This is a genomic window from Streptomyces sp. NPDC000878, from assembly GCF_053599695.1.
Genome location: NZ_JBSFMT010000123.1, coordinates 1 through 17,452, shown reverse-complemented (window position 1 = coordinate 17,452; position 17,452 = coordinate 1). Strand labels below are relative to the sequence as shown.

12 protein-coding genes are annotated in these 17,452 nt (G+C 70.4%); 11 read left to right on the top strand and 1 reads right to left on the bottom strand.

Features of this window, described 5'->3' with window-relative positions:
- The 4 genes from dnaE to ACWDR4_RS47945 form a co-directional block, all read left to right on the top strand.
- Positions 1 to 3,013, top strand: a 3,013-nt coding sequence (dnaE, locus tag ACWDR4_RS47960; RefSeq protein WP_450418240.1) for a DNA polymerase III subunit alpha, incomplete at its 5' end; no start/stop codon positions are given.
- Between the two features lie 5 nt (positions 3,014 to 3,018).
- Positions 3,019 to 4,059, top strand: coding sequence for a DNA polymerase Y family protein (locus ACWDR4_RS47955; protein ID WP_450418245.1), 1,041 nt, complete (start codon positions 3,019 to 3,021; stop codon positions 4,057 to 4,059).
- A gap of 770 nt (positions 4,060 to 4,829) precedes the next feature.
- Entirely contained in the window at positions 4,830 to 5,324 is a 495-nt protein-coding gene (locus ACWDR4_RS47950) for a lamin tail domain-containing protein (RefSeq protein WP_450418238.1), read from the top strand.
- 540 nt (positions 5,325 to 5,864) lie between these two features.
- The gene (locus tag ACWDR4_RS47945; protein WP_450418237.1) at positions 5,865 to 7,823 is read left to right on the top strand and encodes a CASTOR/POLLUX-related putative ion channel; all 1,959 of its coding nucleotides are present in this window, start codon (positions 5,865 to 5,867) and stop codon (positions 7,821 to 7,823) included.
- 20 nt (positions 7,824 to 7,843) lie between these two features.
- On the opposite strand, the gene ACWDR4_RS47940 is transcribed toward ACWDR4_RS47945, so the two are convergent.
- The gene (locus tag ACWDR4_RS47940; RefSeq protein WP_450418243.1) at positions 7,844 to 9,793 is read right to left on the bottom strand and encodes a flavin monoamine oxidase family protein; all 1,950 of its coding nucleotides are present in this window, start codon (positions 9,791 to 9,793) and stop codon (positions 7,844 to 7,846) included.
- Between the two features lie 632 nt (positions 9,794 to 10,425).
- Here ACWDR4_RS47940 and ACWDR4_RS47935 point away from each other — a divergent pair.
- The 7 genes from ACWDR4_RS47935 to ACWDR4_RS47905 all read left to right on the top strand — a co-directional run bounded on the left by ACWDR4_RS47935 (position 10,426) and on the right by ACWDR4_RS47905 (position 17,419).
- Positions 10,426 to 11,187 carry a beta-glucanase gene (locus ACWDR4_RS47935; protein WP_450418242.1) on the top strand — a complete coding sequence of 254 codons (762 nt, stop codon included), beginning with the start codon at positions 10,426 to 10,428 and terminating at the stop codon, positions 11,185 to 11,187.
- Positions 11,188 to 11,567: 380 nt separating this feature from the next.
- Entirely contained in the window at positions 11,568 to 12,065 is a 498-nt protein-coding gene (locus tag ACWDR4_RS47930) for a lamin tail domain-containing protein (protein ID WP_450418235.1), read from the top strand.
- A 212-nt stretch (positions 12,066 to 12,277) separates the two neighbouring features.
- Entirely contained in the window at positions 12,278 to 12,979 is a 702-nt protein-coding gene (locus tag ACWDR4_RS47925) for a Crp/Fnr family transcriptional regulator (RefSeq protein WP_450418234.1), read from the top strand.
- 97 nt (positions 12,980 to 13,076) lie between these two features.
- Positions 13,077 to 13,892 carry a hypothetical protein gene (locus ACWDR4_RS47920; RefSeq protein ID WP_450418232.1) on the top strand — a complete coding sequence of 272 codons (816 nt, stop codon included), beginning with the start codon at positions 13,077 to 13,079 and terminating at the stop codon, positions 13,890 to 13,892.
- Positions 13,885 to 16,020, top strand: a complete 2,136-nt coding sequence (locus tag ACWDR4_RS47915; protein ID WP_450418231.1) for a hypothetical protein — start codon at positions 13,885 to 13,887, stop codon at positions 16,018 to 16,020. Before ACWDR4_RS47920 ends, ACWDR4_RS47915 begins: the two co-directional genes overlap by 8 nt.
- Positions 16,017 to 16,916, top strand: coding sequence for a hypothetical protein (locus ACWDR4_RS47910; protein WP_450418229.1), 900 nt, complete (start codon positions 16,017 to 16,019; stop codon positions 16,914 to 16,916). Before ACWDR4_RS47915 ends, ACWDR4_RS47910 begins: the two co-directional genes overlap by 4 nt.
- Positions 16,913 to 17,419: a hypothetical protein gene (locus ACWDR4_RS47905; protein ID WP_450418227.1), complete on the top strand. Its 507-nt coding sequence runs from the start codon at positions 16,913 to 16,915 to the stop codon at positions 17,417 to 17,419. The genes ACWDR4_RS47910 and ACWDR4_RS47905 overlap by 4 nt, the downstream gene beginning before the upstream one ends.
- The last annotated feature ends 33 nt before the right edge of the window (positions 17,420 to 17,452 follow it).

The window sequence follows — 17,452 nt, the reverse complement described above, 5'->3', positions numbered from 1 at the left end:
CCTGGTGGTGATGCTCGGTCCGGCCTCCGAGCCCGTGCGGGCCCTGGCGGCCGGGCGTGAGGACCTCGCCGAGCAGCTGCTTCATCCGTGGCGGGCGCTGGCCGGGGCGTCCCTGCGGCTGGAGACGGTGTGGCTGGGGCGGCAGGGGACCGGGCCCGGGTCGCTGCGCCTGGCCGCGCGGACGGCCGGCCTGGCCGACCGGCTGGGTGTGCGCGCGGTGCTGACCAACTCCGTCCGCTACGCCGACGCGGCTCAGCACCGGCTCGCCGATGTGCTGGACGCGGCGCGGCTGCTGCGGCCGGTCGACCGCCGAAGCCTGGACGGCGGCGAGCGGTGGCTGAAGGACCCGGCCGCCATGGCGGCGGCCGCCGACCGGATCGCGCAGGCCGCCGGCGCCGATCGGGGGCGGGCCGCCGGGCTGCTGGGCGAGACCGAGGCGACCGCGCAGTCCTGCATCCTGACCCCGGCCGATCTGGGGCTGGGGCGGCCGCACTTCCCCGAGCCGTCCGTCGTGGGCGCCGGCCCCGAACCCGGTTCGGCGATGCGGCTGCTGCGCCAGCGGTGCGAGGCGGGGATGACCGCCCGCGGCCTGGACACGGACGAATCCGCCGTACGGCAGCTCGACTACGAGCTGGAGGTCATCGGCCGCCTCAGATTCGAGGCGTACTTCCTGGCCGTCGCGCAGGTCGTGGCCGATGTGCGGGCGATGGGGATCCGGGTCGCCGCACGCGGCTCGGGCGCCGGTTCCATGGTCAACCACGCCCTGTTCGTGGCCACGGCCAATCCGCTGGAGCACCGGTTGCTGTTCGAACGCTTCCTGTCCGAGCGTCGTACGTCGTTGCCGGACATAGACCTGGACGTGGAGTCGGCCCGGCGCCTGGAGGTCTACGACAGGATCATCGAGCGGTTCGGGCGGGAGCGGGTCGCGGTCACCGGCATGCCCGAGACCTACCGGGCCCGCCACGCCCTGCGTGACACCGGCCTTGCGCTCGGGCTGGCCCCGCAGGTCGTGGACGAGATCGCCAAGAGCTTCCCGCACATCCGGGCCCGCGACATCCGCGCCGCCCTCACCGAGCTGCCGGAGCTGCGCCGACTCGCATCCCGGGCAGGGGAGTTCGGGCCTTTGTGGGAGCTGGCGGAGGGCCTGGACGGGCTGCCGCGCGGCTACGCCATGCACCCGTGCGGCGTCATCCTGTCCGACGCGAGCCTGCTGGAGAGGCTGCCGGTGCAGCCGACCCCGGGCGGCTACCCGATGGTGCAGGCCGACAAGGAGGACGTCGAAGACCTCGGACTGCTCAAGCTCGATGTCCTCGGGGTGCGGATGCAGTCGGCGATGGCGCACGCCGTCGCGGAGATCCGCCGCACGACGGGCCGTCTGCTCGATCTCGACAACCCCGACCACGTCGACCTCAACGACAACGCTGCCTTCGACCTCATCCGCCGCTCCGACACCGTGGGCCTGTTCCAGCTCGAATCACCCGGCCAGCAGGACCTGGTGGGCCGGCTGCAGCCGCGCCACCTCCAGGACGTCATCGCCGACATCAGCCTCTTCCGGCCCGGCCCCGTCAGCGGCGGCATGCCCGCCCTGTTCATCGCCGCACGCCACGGCGCCGCGCCCCGCTACCCGCACCCGGACCTGGAGGCGATCCTCTCCGACACGTACGGGGTGGTGATCTGGCACGAGCAGATCATCGCAATCCTCGCCCGGATGACCGGCTGCGACCGCGCCGCCGCCGATGTCGCCCGCCGAGCCCTGGCCGACCCCGACCGGCTGGCGAAGGTGGAGGCATGGTTCCGCCGCACGGCCGCCGAGCGCGGCTACGACACCACGGTCCTGGACGAGGTGTGGGAGACCATCGCCGCCTTCGGCGCCTACGGCTTCTGCCGCGCCCACGCCGTCGCCTTCGCCGTCCCCGCCCTCCAGTCCGCCTTCCTGAAAGCACATCACCCCGCCGCCCTGTACGCGGGCCTGCTGGAACACGACCCGGGCATGTGGCCGCGCCGCGTGATCGTCGCGGACGCCCGCCGCCACGGCGTGCCCGTACTGAACGTCGACGTCAACCGCTCCCGCCCCCGCCACAGCGTGGAACAGACCGGGCAGGGCTGGGGGGTACGACTGGCGTTCTCCACGGTCAAGGGCATCACCGAGCACGAGGTCGACCGCCTCGCGGCCGGCCAGCCCTACACCGGCCTCCAGGACCTGTGGCAGCGCGCCCACCCGTCCCTGCCCATCGCGCAGAGCCTGATCCGCATCGGCGCCCTCGACTCCCTCGCCACGGACCTGACCCGCCGCGACCTGCTCCTGCAGGCCACTGAACTGCACCGCCAGTACCGCAACCGCGCCGCCACCGACGGACAGCTCCCGCTCGGCGGCGAACTCGCCGCCGCCGAACCGAGCGGCCTGCCGGAGATGACCGGCCGTGACAAGTTGGGTGCCGAGCTGGACGTCCTGTCCATCGACGTCACCCATCACCTGATGGAGCACCACCACCGGCTGCTGCGCGAACTCGGCGCCACCGACGCCGCCCACCTGCGCGCCCTGCACCCCGGCCAGAAAGTCCTGGTGGCCGGGGTACGCGCCTCCACCCAGACCCCGCCGATCCCGTCCGGCAAGCGGATCATCTTCGTCACCCTCGAAGACGGCTCAGGACTCGTCGACCTCGCCTTTTTCGAAGACAGCCACGAGCGCGTCGCGCACACCGTGTTCCACTCCGGGCTGCTCCTGGTACGCGGCACCGTCGAAGCCCGCGGGCCGCGCCGCACGGTCGTCGGCGAGATGGCATGGGACCTCGAAGAAGTCGCCGCCGCACGCCGCGACCACGGCCCCCAGGCCGCCCTGGACCTGCTCGACCGCGACGCTCCCGCACCCACCCCCGCCCAGCCCCCGCAGCGGACACTCACCGACGGCACCGCCGGCGCCCGCCTGCACCCGTACGCTGACCTCCAGCCCGCCGGCACCCGCTCCGCCGACCTCCGCCGCCTCGGCCACCGCAGCCCGGGAAGCGCAGGGTGACCACCATGGGCGACCGCCACATCCTCCACCTCCGGTTCGTCCTCCCACCCGGCCACGACCCGGACCTCCTGGAGCAGCTGCACCGGCTCCTCCAGGACGTCACACCGCGCGTGCAGATGCTGCCACCGGACAGCGCCGTGCTGGATCTCACCGGCAGCCTGCGCTTCTGGAACCGCGACGCCCGCGGCATCACCGACCTCATCCAGCTGCGCGCCGCAGCGTTCTTCGGGGTGTCCTCGTCGGCGGCAGCAGCGCCGAACCCGATGCTCGCCGCCATGGCCGCCGCCCTCACCCCGCCCGGCCGACGCACCGTCATCGACGACACCCCCGAAGCAATCGTCCTGTTCCTGCGCCCTCGCCCCGTCCGGCACCTGCCCGGTGCCAGCACGGCGACGGCGGCCACGCTCACCGAGTACGGCCTGCACACCGTCGGCGACCTCGCCGACGCCCCCGCACTCGCCCTGCAACGCCTGCTCGGAGCCCGCACCGGCCGCACACTCCACGAACGCGCTCACGGCCGCGACACCACCGTCGTCGACCCCGCCCCCGTCCCGACGGGCATCAGCGCCGAACACCGCTTCCCCCACGACGAACTCGACCCCGCCCAGCACCGGCGCGCCCTGCTCGCCCTGGCCGACGACCTCGGCACACGGCTGCGGGCCGACGGACAGATCACCTCCAGCCTGACCTGCACCGTCCGATACGCCGACCAGACATCGACCCGCCGCAGCCGCACCCTCCCCCCTCCCCGAGGCCACCCAGCACACCGTCCTCCTGGCCCGTACCGCGTACGCGATATACGAGTCCCTTGGCCTGCAACGCGCCCGGGTCCGGAGCATCGCCCTGCGGGCCGACGCCCTGAAACCCGCAGCTCACGCCGTCCGGCAGCTCACCCTCGACGCCGGCGAGGACAAGCACCTCGCGATCGAATCCGTCGCCGACCGCGCCCGCACCCGCTTCGGCCACAGCATGCTCTACCCCGCCGCCCTCGCGACCGGCGCGCACACCGTCGGACGTCACCCGCGGCCACATCGCCCGACGACTGAGTGAAACCCCAGGTCACCGGCCTGTTGAGCAAAGGGACGTCACCGTGGAATCTGACACAGGGGAAGCGGCACGGCCCCCTGTGGAAGTCGATCGCTGCCCGTTACGGCTTCGATCCCGTTCACCCTGTTCCCGTACGGCACGGTCACGGTGGTGCTGGGACGGGGCTCCCTCGGGTATCCCGGCCAGGTACGGAGGAGGAGTGGTGCGCAGTTTCGAGGCGGGACAGACGGTCGTACGACGCGACGTACACCGCGGCGGCCGGGTCAAGCTGGCCAATGGGACGGCCGCTACGTCTCCTGCTGGATCGCTGACGTGAAGCTGCAGCGCCTTGTCCTTCGCCCGCCGGGCAGCGACTTTGCGAACGGGCACCGAAACAGGGGTAAGGGTGGGCGTCATGATCGCTTGCGCCGACCAGGCCTGCGAAGCGGCGAACGTGGGGGCTGTTACTCACTTTCGGGTGACGGCCCGCGCGGTGCCGGGGTGGCGTGGTGTGGCGGCTGCGGGGACTGGGGCAACTCCTGCACGGGGGCGGGATCGTGATGGGTCGTCAACATGGGGCGACAGTTGCATACATGGATGAGGCAGGCGAGAGTCACAGGAATATGGGCAACAGGTAACACAGTCCATGTTTTCTACTCAACTCCTGCACGAGGTGGACAGAGTGTGGGTGTGCGGCCAACCGGTCGCCACCCGCACACCGCACCGACTCCCGCGGCGGCCGGAAGGCCGTTTACAGGGGGATGGGTGCCTGTACTTTCAGGGGTACTTCTTGTCCGCTTCTGCTTCTGTCACCGCCCGTCGTCTGGCCGCTGCCGCGCTCGCGGCCGGTGCTCTGGTCTCGGTGGCGGCGCTGCCGGCGTCCGCGGCCGACCACGCCCGCCCGCAGCGCCCGAAGGTGGAGATCTCCGCTGTCCAGTACGACTCCCCGGGACGCGACGACCGCTCCAACCGGTCGCTGAACAAGGAGTGGGTGGACCTCACCAACACCACCCGCCACGCGGTCAACCTCGACGGCTGGACCCTCAAGGACGCCTCCGGTCACACCTACACCTTCGACGACTACCGCCTGGCTGGCCGTGCCACGGTCCGTATCCACACCGGTAAGGGCCGCGACACCCGCACCGACCTCTACCAGGACCGCCGCAACTACGTGTGGAACAACGACCGCGACACCGCCACCCTGCGCAACGACCGCGGCCGCTTCATCGACGACGAGTCCTGGGGCCGCGACCGCGACCACCGTCACGGTGACGCCCGCCGCTGACACCACCCCACACCGGGAGCAGGCGGCTGACCTTGCCACCCGCCCCCGCACGTGAGACGACGGCGCGCCCGGCCCCCAACGGCCCGGCGCGCCACCGGCGTGAGGCGGGACGCTCCACGGGGCAGCCAGGTGGAGATCGGAGTCGCGCCGCAGCTTGACGCGTCGCCGCCAGGCACATCCCTGCGGGCTGTGGTTTGCACGGTCGTGGTCGTGGGGCGAGGTCGGATCGGTATGCACCGACGACGAACTCGCGCGCCTGGTCCAGGATTCCAGCGTCGCTGGCCTGCCAGCTCCCGAGAACGGCGAGCGCCTCCCCGATGCCCTCGAATCCGGCACGCGGTCCTTCCCCCGCATGGCGCTGCACCCGATCACCGACGTCGCGCTCGGCGCCCCGCGCGGCCCGGCTTCCATGGTGTGTTCATACCTCTGAGTGAGGTCGGTCGGGTTCAAGGTCGGCCGGAGTAGAGGTCTGCCTAGGGTGATTCTGGGGTGGCGGGCAGCCGTTCCGATCGGCGCGTCGATTCATGTACGGGAGTTTGTGTGGAGCAGCAGCACACGACGTCACTCCGGCTCCGTCTCCGGTATCGCTTCGACCATCTGGTCTCGGGGGGAACGACCGCGCTCATCGGCTGGCTCGCCCTGGCCTGCCTCGCCGTCGTCGTTCCGGCGAGTATGGTCCTGGTCTGGTCCGACCGGGCTGCTCCGGCAACGCTCTCCGGCCGGCTCGCCGCCGTGTGGGTCAGCGTCGGCCAGACGCTGAAGATCGGGGGCGTCGTCGGCTCCCCGCTCTACGTGCTGGCTTCCGTGTCGCTCGCGCTGGTGGCGCTGCTTTTCGTGTCGACCCTGGTCAGTCTGATCACCACGGGCATCAACCGGCGCATCATGTCACTGCGCCTGGGCCACTCCACCGTGGTGGAGACGCGGCACACCGTCGTCCTGGGGTGGTCAGACCAGGTCTTTCCCGTGATCGGGGAGCTGGTGGCCGCCAACGCGAACCAGCGGCGCTCCGCCGTCGCCGTGCTGGCCCCGCAGGACAAGGTGTGGATGGAGGACGAGATCTCCACCCGCGTCAGCGACAGTGGCAGGACGCGGATCATCTGCCGCAACGGGAGCACCACCGACCCCACCGAGCTGTGCCGGGTGAGTCCGCGCACGGCGAAGGCGGTGCTGGTGCTGCCTCCCACGGGGGACACCGGTGACGCCCAGGTGGTGAAGACGCTGCTGGCCCTCGACGCGGCCGTCCCCGGGTTCGGTGAAGGGGAAACGGTGGTGGTCGCCGCCGTCCGTGACTCCCGCAACCACCTGACCGCCAGGCTGGCGGCCGGGCCCACGGGACACGTCCTGTGCATCGACGACATCGTCGCCCGGCTCCTCGTCTCGACGGCCCGGCAGCCCGGCCTCTCGCTCGTCTACTCGGAGTTGCTGGACTTCGAGGGAGACGAGTTCTACCCGGTCGCCGCCGGGGGCCTGGTGGGGCGTACGTTCGGCGAGGCGCTGCTGGCGTTCGCCACGTCCTCGGCGGTCGGCCTGCTGCACACCGACGGGAGTGTCACCCTCAATCCGGATCCGGGGGCGGCGATCGGCCCGGGCGACCGGATCATCGTCATCTCCCAGGACGACGACACGGCCGTGCGGGCGGACGTGGCCTCCCATGTCGAGGAGGACGCGATCGTGGCGGCCGGGCCCAGGACCGCCCAGGCCGAACGTCTCCTCCTGCTCGGCTGGAACCGCCGCGCCTCGCTCGTCATCGAGCAGCTCGACCAGTACGTGAGCCCGGGAACCACCCTGGACGTCGTGGCGCTCGGCGAGTACGCGGCCACGCGCGGCGCCCGAGCCGTCACGGCCGAGCGGTCCCACCTCGAAGTCTCCTGCTACGACGGGGACATCACCGACCCGCGCACCCTGGCCAAGCTGGATGTGCCCTCGTACGACAGCGTGATCGTGATCGGTGAGACGGAGCTCGCGGCCCCGGCCTGCGGCTCGGCCTCGGACACGCCCGTCGCCTCCTTCGTTCCGGTGACGGATCCGGAGGCGCGGGCGGACGACAGGACACTGGTCACCCTGCTGCATCTTCGGGCCGTCGCGGAGGCCGCGCAGCGGCAACTCGTGCTCACCACCGAGATGTCCGACGATGGCAACCGGCTCCTCGCGCCCGCCCGGGACGGCGCCGACTTCATCGTGAGTGGCAGGCTGATCAGCCTGCTGATGACCCAGATCTCACAGAGCCCGTATCTCGCCGAGGTCTTCGAGGAGTTGTTCACGGCCCAGGGCCACGAGTTCCGCCTCAAGCCGGCCGCGGACTACGTCCGGGCCGGCTCCGAGGTCTCGTTCGCCACCGCCGTCGAGTCGGCGCGCCGTCGCCGGGAATGTGCGGTCGGCTACCGGCTGCGTGCGCGGAGTACCACGGGCCCCGACTACGGGGTGCGGGTCAACCCCGACAAGCGGCAGCGGGTCCGGTTCTTGGAGGGGGACTGGCTGATCGTGCTCGCCGAGAGCTGACGGCGGCGCCGGGGCGGCCGCTACGCCGTGTGTACTTCCAGGGCGGTCCGCACTGCGGATTCCAGGGCTCCCTCGATCCAGGCGGGCTTGATGGAGGTGTGGCAGCCGGCGAAGTGCAGGTTGCCCTCGGCCTTGCGGACGTGGGGGAAGAGCTCGGTGTGCTGGCCGGGCAGCAGTACGGACGCCTCGCCGTAGGCGTACGGGTCGCGCATCCAGGACTGGGTGCGGCCGACGCCGGTGTAGAACACTTCGATGCGCTGCCCGAACACCTCCTGGACCCCGGCGAGGGCGCGCGGGTAGCGCTCCTCGTCGTCCAGGGAGTCCCACTTCAGGGCGTCGTCCGACCAGCTGTAGGAGGCGAGGACGACGCCGCCCGGGCTGCCTTCGACGGGGTAGGAGGGCTGGAACATGAAGCGGTTGGGGTTGTCGGTGGCCGAGCCGCCGCCGATGACGCCGGCCGCCTCGGGCTGGTCGCGGGTGACCACGCGGCTGGCGGCGTAGTGGGCGCGCTGGCCTGCGGAGACGTGGCCCTCGGGGACGGAGGGGTGGGCGCCCAGCAGGGTTCCGTTCGTCGGCGTCTGCCCGGTCTGGTACTTCCGGTACAGGCCGGGCTGCACGGCCTCCAGCTCGCGCTTCCAGTCGGCCTCGTCGAACTCCCACCAGCGGCGGCTGAATTCGAGCAGCACCTTGGTGGCGGCGTCGTAGTGCAGCTCGGTGACCACGCGCCGCTTGCCGTAGGAGAGCGCCGGGGCGATGGGGATGTGGCGCAGCCCGGAGAAGGGGACGGTGATGATGGCGGTGTCGGCGGTGAAGGTCTCGCGCCGCACGGGGTGGCCGCCGCGGCCTTCGGAGACGGTCTCGACAGTGACCTTGCCCTCGCCGTGGGTGATGCGGGTGGCACGGCGGTCGAGCCGTACCAGGTCCTTCACCCGGGAGTACATCGCGTCGGCCAGGGTGGCGGTGCCGTCGGGCAGTTCGTAGAAGGCGGTGTCGGGGCTGATCAGGGAGGCGCCGATGAAGCTGTGTACGAAGGCGAGGTGCAGGCGGGAGGTGAGGTTCTCGACGGTTCCGATCAGGTCGATGGTCCGCTCGTCGAGCCTGGCCTCCTCCGTCAGGAAGCGGTACATCGACATGTGGCCGTAGCGCTGGATGACGCGTGCCCAGCCCTCGACGAGTTCCTTGTCCTTTTTGCCCTCGATCTCCTTGCGTACGGGGGCGAAGGCGTCGCGGACGATCTGCGAGGCGGGGACGGACTCGTACGCCTGCGGCACTCCGAAGGAACGATTGAGTGTTTGCGGGGCGCGTGCGTAGTCGGCGCGGCGGACGCGGATGCCGTTGACGTAGATCCACGTCCGGTAGGCGGGGCGGCCGGTCCCGTCCACGTCGACCAGGTGGAAGCGACGGCGCTTGAGGCCGAGGCTGTCCATCAGTCCGGTGACCAGGGGGTGGCTGTCGGGGATGCGCATCGCGCCGGCCTCGGCGTACTGCTTCGGGTCGGCGAAGGGCTGGGCGGCGTTCTCGTGGCCGCCGGTGCGGAAGGTCTTGATCCGGCCGCCCACCCGGTTGGCGTTGGCCTCGATGAGGGTGACCTGGTGACCGGCCTCGCGCAGGAGGTGTGCGGCGGTGAGACCGGCCGGCCCGGCGCCGACGATCAGCACCTTCTTGCCGGGGCGGCGCGAGCGGGGCAGACCGTTGTTCAGGAGGATGTCGGCGTAGCGCGGTACGAGCGGCTGGTCCTCGTCGTCCCGTACGAGGATCGCCCGGGCGATCGTCAGGCAGGCGTCCCAGTCGGTGACCGCGGTGGTGGGGGCGGCCTGCGCGGTCCCGGCGGAGGTGGCGGCGACCGTCAGCCCGCCGGCTCCGGCGACGGCGGCCGCGCCGGCGATGACGGTACGACGGGAGGGCGCCGGTGCGGGCCCGCCGGGGGTACCGGGAGCTTCAGGGGTTTCGGAGTTGGCATCGGGATCCATGATCATGACCCAACTCTTGCCGCCCGCCCGGACCCGAACGGCCAGAATGCACCCGCGCAGGCAAGTACCACCCGGACGTGCGTCGCGCGCCGTCCCGTGCTGACGAACTGAGTTTCGTACGGGCGGTCTTCGTTCCGAGCAGCCGAGCGCCGCACTGGCTGCACCGCCGGTGTTCCCCCTGGCCATGTGCCCCAGGCTTCTCCCGTCCAGCGGGGCCCAGGGACCTCACCCAGCTGGTGGCCAGTGAGCTGGTCACCAACGCCCGCAAGTACGCTCCCGGCCCGGCCCGTTCTGCTCCGCTGCCGGACGCGATCGCCGTCGGCGCCTTCCCGCTGCTACCGCCCAGGACGCTGCGCTACGCAGAGGCCCCAGCGCGCTACGACGGCGACGCCGTGTCGATCTTCTTGTGCGGCGGCATTCACCGGGTGCCCGAACTGGCAGCGGGCGAGGTGACGGCGAAGTTCTACGACCGCACCGGGGCGAGGTCGCCGACCTCATCGAGCACCGTTTCGTGGGCGCGGGCGGTGTCTGCGACAGAGCTTTGGCAATGCGGATTCGCTCGTCCGAGCGGTCCTTGCCGTGGGTTCAATAGCATTTGCATGCTGAAGTCCTATATAGAGCAGTATCCGTGCATGGAGAATCCTGCATGTGACGGGACACCGTCGGCGGAGGGGATTTTGTCTGGACCTGAGGTCGTCTTTACGGCGGACTTCGCGTCTACCCGTCAATGGGTGGCAGGGCGTTCGTGGGCATATCCGAACGGCGGACCGGTCAACCCCGGCGACAACAAACTGGATCACCTGACGGCGGACCCCGCGTACAGCCGCTCGGGCACCTTCCGTGCCAGCCTCCGCAAGGACGGCCGGTGGGACACGGGCCTGCTCACCACAGAGGGGAGCGAGGAGGGTTTCACCGTCCGTGCGGGGGATGTGCTCGAGGCGCGGGTCAGATTGCCGTACGAGGCCGGGGCCTGGCCGGCCATCTGGACCTGGCGGGACGGCGACCAGGAGATCGATGTCTTCGAGTACCACCCAGACAACCCCGACCTTCTGGAGCTGACCAACCACGTCCGCGGCGGCAACCTCTACTACCGCGACGCCGCTATCGGCCCGGGCGCGTGGGTCGACCTTCGCGTTGAGTTCGGCTCGAGGTCCGTGATCTGGTGGGTGAACGGCAGCCGGGTGTTCGCCGACCGTCAGGGCGTGGGGCGTGCCTGGCACGCCTACCTCATCGTCAACCTGTCGGTGTGTGCGGGCCGTTATCACCCGCCACCGGCTCCCCACGTCAAGGAGATGTCGTACGAGGTCCAGCACCTCGTGGTGCGGCGGCCAGCCGCGCTTATGGAGGCACTGCCCGACGAGTCCGAGGCGGTGGCCGACAGCGATGGACCGTGAGCCTGTGGGAGACGGAGATATTCCGCAGGCCAGAAGCGACGAACGAGGGGACCTGTTACTCACTTTCGGGTGACGGTCCCCGCGGTGCCGGGGTGGCGTGGTGTGGCGGCTGCAGGGTCTGGACCCACTTCTGGACGGGGGCGGGATCGTGCTGGGTCGTCAACATGGGGCGTCTGCGGCATACGTGGATGAGGCAGGCGAGAGTCACAGGAATGTGGGCAATCAGTAACACAGTCCATGTTTTCTGCCCAAGTCCTGCGTGTGGTGGGCAGGGTGTGGGTGTGCGGCCAGTTCGGCCGCTACCCGCACACCGCACCGACTCCCACGGCGGCCGCAAGGCCGCTGGCGGGGGAGGGGTGCCGCATCTTCTGGGGGACTTCTTGTCCGCTTCTGCTTCTGTCACCGCCCGTCGTCTGGCCGCCGCCGCGCTCGCGGCCAGCGCTCTGGTCTCGGTGGCGGCGCTGCCGGCGTCCGCTGCCGGCGCCCGTCCGCAGCATCCGAAGGTGGGGATCTCGGCGGTCCAGTACGACTCCCCGGGACGCGACGACCGTTCGAACAGGTCGTTGAACAAGGAGTGGGTGGAGCTCACCAACACGACTCGTCACACGGTCAACCTCGACGGCTGGACCCTCGAGGACGCCTCCGGGCACACGTACACGTTCGACCACTACCGTCTGGACGGGCGGGCCACGGTCCGTATCCACACCGGTGAGGGCCGCGACACCCGTACCGACCTCTACCAGGACCGTCGCAACTACGTGTGGAACAACGACCGTGACACCGCGACCCTGCGCAACGACCGCGGCCGCTTCATCGACGACGAGTCCTGGGGCCGCGACCGGGATCGCGACCACCGCCACGGCGACGCCCGCCGCTGACCCTCTCCAGCGCACCGGGTGAGCGCTGCTCGACGGTCGCGACCCCTCATGACGTGCCTGCGGCGCGCCGTCCATCCAGGGCGGCGCGCCGCCTCGCTGTGTGGGTCCATCAGGCTTCCCGATAGACCCTCGTGCGCTGGTGGGCGGGCCATAAGTTGTCGGTGGGTGGTCCATGGGAGCGGTTGTCGCCATGGTGGAGGTAGCACTGAGGGGTGGACATCGTGGTGGTGGATGAGGGCAGCCAGGGTCGTCTTTTGACGGTGGATGAGCGGGCCCATTGGCGGGAGCTGGGGCAGGTGCGCCGGTTCGGTGACGGTGAGGTGCTGTTACGTGAGGGGGAGAACACGCGCCGGGTGATGCTGCTGGTGGGAGGCCGCGTCAAGGTGGTGACGTCCACCGATGAAGGGGCCGAGGTCGTGCTCGCCTATCGGGAGCCGGGCGAGGTCTTGGGTGAGATGGCGGCTTTGGACGGCGGAGAGCACTCGGCGAGTGTGATCGCGGTCGGGCCGGTCGAGACGTGGGCGTTGTCGCCCGAGCGGTTCGAAATATTCTTGAACCGGAACCCGCGTGCGTGCAGGGCCATGCTCATGGTGATGGTGCACCGGTTGCGTCAGGCTGACCGTCAGCGCCTTGAGTACCGTGCCCGCAGCGTGACCGAACGCATCGCGGGTCGGTTGTTGTTCCTCTCCGATCAGGCGGGAGAGCCGATGACCGATGGCGGGGTACGGATCGGCATCAGGCTGACCATGCCGGAACTGGCCGCCACGGTCGCAGCCGGCCGCGACATGACAGTCAAGGCGATGAGCCGGCTGCGGGCGCTGGAGGTCGTCAGAACCGACGCCGCCCACCACTTCGTACTGCCGGACTTGGAAGCTCTGCGGGCGGTCGCCGAAGGACGGGCGGCCCGCCACTGAAGACGGACAGGGTAAGAATCCGCTGCGCCCCGTTCGCGGGAGCGGCAGGATTTCCCTCGCTGCGCCGATCAGCGCATCAGCGAACGAGGGGACTTTCATGCCTGACATGCCGCCTTCCAGGGCTTTGCTCGCCGTGGACGTGGAGAAGTACACGGCCAATCAAGGACCCACGCTCCCGGCGATTCGCGCGACTGTCCGCACCGCTCTTTCCGATGCGCTGCGCACGAGGGGACTGGACTGGGACCGTGATGTGGCCGATGCCGAGGACACCGGGGACGGCTTCCTCATCGTCTTGACCGACGAGCGCACCCACCTCCTCATCGACGCCGTTGGAGCCCTGAACGACCAGCTGCGCCGCATCAAGCTGTCAGGTGGACCGGCGCTGCGGATGCGTGCGGCCGTACACGCCGGGCCCGTCCACGAAGACGGGGCGGCGACAGCCAAAAGCCGGCTGTGCCGACTTCTGGAGGCCGACATCCTGCGCCAGGCGCTGGCCGCCACACGCTCCCACGTGGCACTCGCCGTCTCGGACTCCGTGTTCCAGACAGCCGTGATGGACGGCTACACGGACCTCGACGCCGAGAGCTTCCGCCAGGTGCACGACTCCGTCAAAGGGATGCCGCTCACGGGATGGATCTATACCCCCGCGAATGACCTGCCCCCCACCTTCGGCTCCGGGCCGGACGGCAGCGCGGCGACGGCGCCCCCTGCGCCCGCCCCTGATCCGGCTGCTCCCGCTCAGCCCGAACCCCTCGCTCCGGTCTTCCACATCGGGGCGCAGAGCGGAAACCAGATGATGGGCGGCACCGTCCACGGCGGAATGAACTACAACGCCGCCACCGAGCACGTACACGGGCGCAAAGGCGACAACGTCGCCGGTGACAAGAAGGTCCGAGGCGGTCGAGATGCCTGACCCCGACCTCCCTGACGATGGCCCCGCCGACGTCAGTACGCCCGTCACCGTCGGCGCTCGCGATGCCTTACCGGAAAGTTCTGCCGGCAAGGTCCCCGAGGACGAGTGCGAGGCAGAGGAACAGCAGACGCCGTACGTCCCTGTCGCGCCTTTCCTCAGCGTCGTCGGAAACGTACTGTTCAACTCCACCGTCCATGACGGCGTCACCGCACAACTGCCCGGCTCGGCTGTACTGGGTCTGCCGGTGCGCGTCGGCACTGTACGGCGTGCCGAACGGGACTTCGTCACCACCACGTTCGCCGAACCGCCGGAATATCGCGCTGCGGCCCGGACGGTCCGCAGCCATCTCGTGCTGCTCACCGGACCCGACGGCGTAGGCAAGCGCGCGTTCGCCCTGCACCTGCTGGAGCAGTACGCGGAGGACGTCGGCGAGGTGAAGGCCCTGGACGCCGAGCAGTCTCTCGAAGACCTGGCCGACGAGCTCCGCCCAGGCACCTGCTACCTGCTGGACCTGGACGATGCCGACCAGCTCGCCATCACCCCGGCACGCCTTCAGGTACTGCTCAACGCACTGCGCGCCACTGGCGCCTACCTGGCCGTCGTGCTGACCGAGCCGCCCTCTGCACCCATGCGGGCCATCACGGGAACCTGGCGCCCCTACCTGATCTCCTGCACCGCTCCCGATCCCGTAACCGTGGCCCGCAACCACCTGGCACACCACCTGGGACCCGGGTGGGCCGACAACCACCCCGGCCTCCTCGACGACGAGGTCCTGGACGCGCTGCGCCTGGTGCCGGGCCCCGGCCAAGCGGCAGCCGTGGCCCGTGACCTGGCCGGCGCCGCACTCGGCCGCTACGACAAGACCGACGTACTCGACGCGGTGCGGGATCGCGATCACGCCGACATCGCCGACTGGTTCACCTCCCACCCCAACCCGCGCACCTGGGCCTGGATGCTCGCAACCGCAGTGTTCGAGGGACAGGACCGCGGCGTCATAGCCGACCGCGCCACCGCTCTGGAGGCCGTCCTGGCATCTGGCTCCCAGGCCCCGGCCGCGTCCGCTTGGCCACCACCAGGCAGCAGCAAGGAACTGGACGCGATCCGAGCCACCCCTGAGCCGGCCCCCTCCAGCGGCAGCTTCCCCCGCTACAACCTGGAGCGTGTCCGCTTCCTTCGCCCCGGCTGGGCCCAGCCGGCCCTGGACCATGCCTGGCGGGAGTACCCCACACTCCGCGACCCGCTGCTGAACTGGCTTGCCGCGACCCCCCTGCGTGGGGACCTGCAGGACCTGGCGGGCGCCGCGGCCGGCTTTCTCACCGCGGCCACCACCGGCCACCAAGCACTCGCGCCACTGCGGCGATGGGCACGCCAGGACCGGCCGCGCCAGGAACTGGCCGCCCGAGCCCTGGGCGCCGCCGCCGCACACGACCCCGCCATCGCCACCCAGGTCCGCCGTCTACTGGGCAGCTTCAGCCGTGCCGACGCGGGAAAGGAACTGCGCCGCACCGCAGCGCTTGCCTACGGCACCGCCTACGGACTCGCCTACCCGCAGACGGCCCTGCGCCGCCTGATGGAGCTGGCCTGTGCCGAAGAACGGGAGGTGGCGCAGGCCGCCGTCAACGGGATCCTCGCCCTGCACCGCGCGGGCGCCACGTCGGGACCGGCCGCTCTACTGCATCAACTGGCGGCCTGGGACCTGAGCGACGACCAGCGCTGTGCCACCGCAGTCGACCTCGTATCCGGGCTGCTGACCGTCACCACCCAGCGCCCCGCCCGCCCCGGTACGGGATTGCCGGAGCAGACGGCAGCCGTGCTCGGCGATCCCGAGGCCGCGCATGCCGCGGCCACCGTGCTTGCGGCGCTGAGCGCACACCCGGTCGGCTACGGACGGGTCCTGGACTGGATCACCGGCTGGCTGTTCGCCGTCCGCGGTCACCCCCAGCACACCCTGGTACGCGACCTGATCGCGGCGATCTTCACCATGCTCCGGCACCTGGACACCGAACGGCTGGCCTACGACCTGACCCGCCTGGCACACGAACAACCCAACGCCGAGGACCTGGAAACACTTCGCCCCGCACTGCGCGCCTTCGAAGAACCCGCACTGGCCTGTGGAGGACACGCATGACCACCCCGCTGATCGAACCGGTGACCGGACCCCTAACGCTCGCCTATTTCGCTCACAAACTGGGACGCCACCGCGACCGCGCCCTGGTCGCCGTCACCAGTGACCTGCCGGCGCCAGCACACTCCACGCGCCGCTCGGTCTCCCTGGCGGACCTCGTGCAGGCCGAGGAGGCGTACTGGGTACGGCTCACCAAACAGGGAGAGTCCTTCACCCTCCCGGTATGGGACGGTGCCGCCCGCCGGTTATGGCAGGCCCAGATCACCGTGTCCTGGTGGGCCGACAACCCCCATCTCGTGGCCGCCAGACACCTCTTCGACTGCGTGCCGCTCGTACGCCGCGAGATCGAGACCCTGGTGCACGCCACCCTGACAAACGCCCACACTGCCGACCGCGAGACCCTGGAGGAGAAGCTCACCGCGTCCTTGAGCACCCCTGTGCACTTGCAGGACATCGGCATCACCTACGGCCACGGCACCCTGCTCCTCATCGAAGACGCCGTTCCCGAAGAGCGCAGGGCCCAACTGCACGACGCCCAGTGGGAAGTCGCGGTCACAGAGCAGAACCACCAGGTCCAGCACGCCCGCCTGACGTTCTACCGAGACCTCGTCGAACAGGGGCCGACCGCGCTGCTCGCGTTCTGGCTCATGCACCGCCCCGACGACGTGCCCCGGATTATCGAAGCGGTCCAAAAGATCGCACCCCCGCCGACCGCAGGCCCGGACCCCGACGAGCAGCACCTGCCAGCCCTCTTTGAGGGCATGACCGGCTTCGAACGCCAGCAGGTCCGCAAATACACCGCCCTCGGGCTGGCCCGAGCAGGAGGAGAGCCAGGCCGCGCGCTGATCGAGGAACTGGGCCTCCTCGACGGTGTGCCGCACCAGAAGGACGCACCGTGATCCCTTACAACCGCGAGCCCCACGCCACAACGCCTCCCGCCCCACCAACGCACGATCACGAACTCGCACAGGCTCTGCGGGCGATCGAAGACATCGGACGCTGGGCCGTCGCCATCGATACCAAGTCCACCTTGGTGGCCGCCATGGCCAGTACCGTCGTAGTCGGACTTCTCAGCCAGGCCGACCTGATCCACTACACCTGGGACAGCAGCGTTCTCGGCGCACCGCTGCCGGTATTCCTCCTGGCGGCGAGTCTCGCGGCCCTTGCCGCGGCCCTCACCGAACTGGCGGCCGCAATTTTGCCCCGGCTGGGCCCGTTCACCCAAAGCCGCTTCTCCTACCCCTGGCTGGCGGTGAACGATCTCGACACCGCCGCCACCCCGCCCCGTGCCCCCTCGCGTGACGCGTGGCAGCACGCCCGCCTCCTGGCACGCCTCAATGTGAAGTTCCCCCCGCGAACTGGACAGCGGGTGTTTACGCTGCCGGGACGAGGCTCTGCCTGAGCAAGGATCTCGTTTCGAGCGGGGTGACGTACC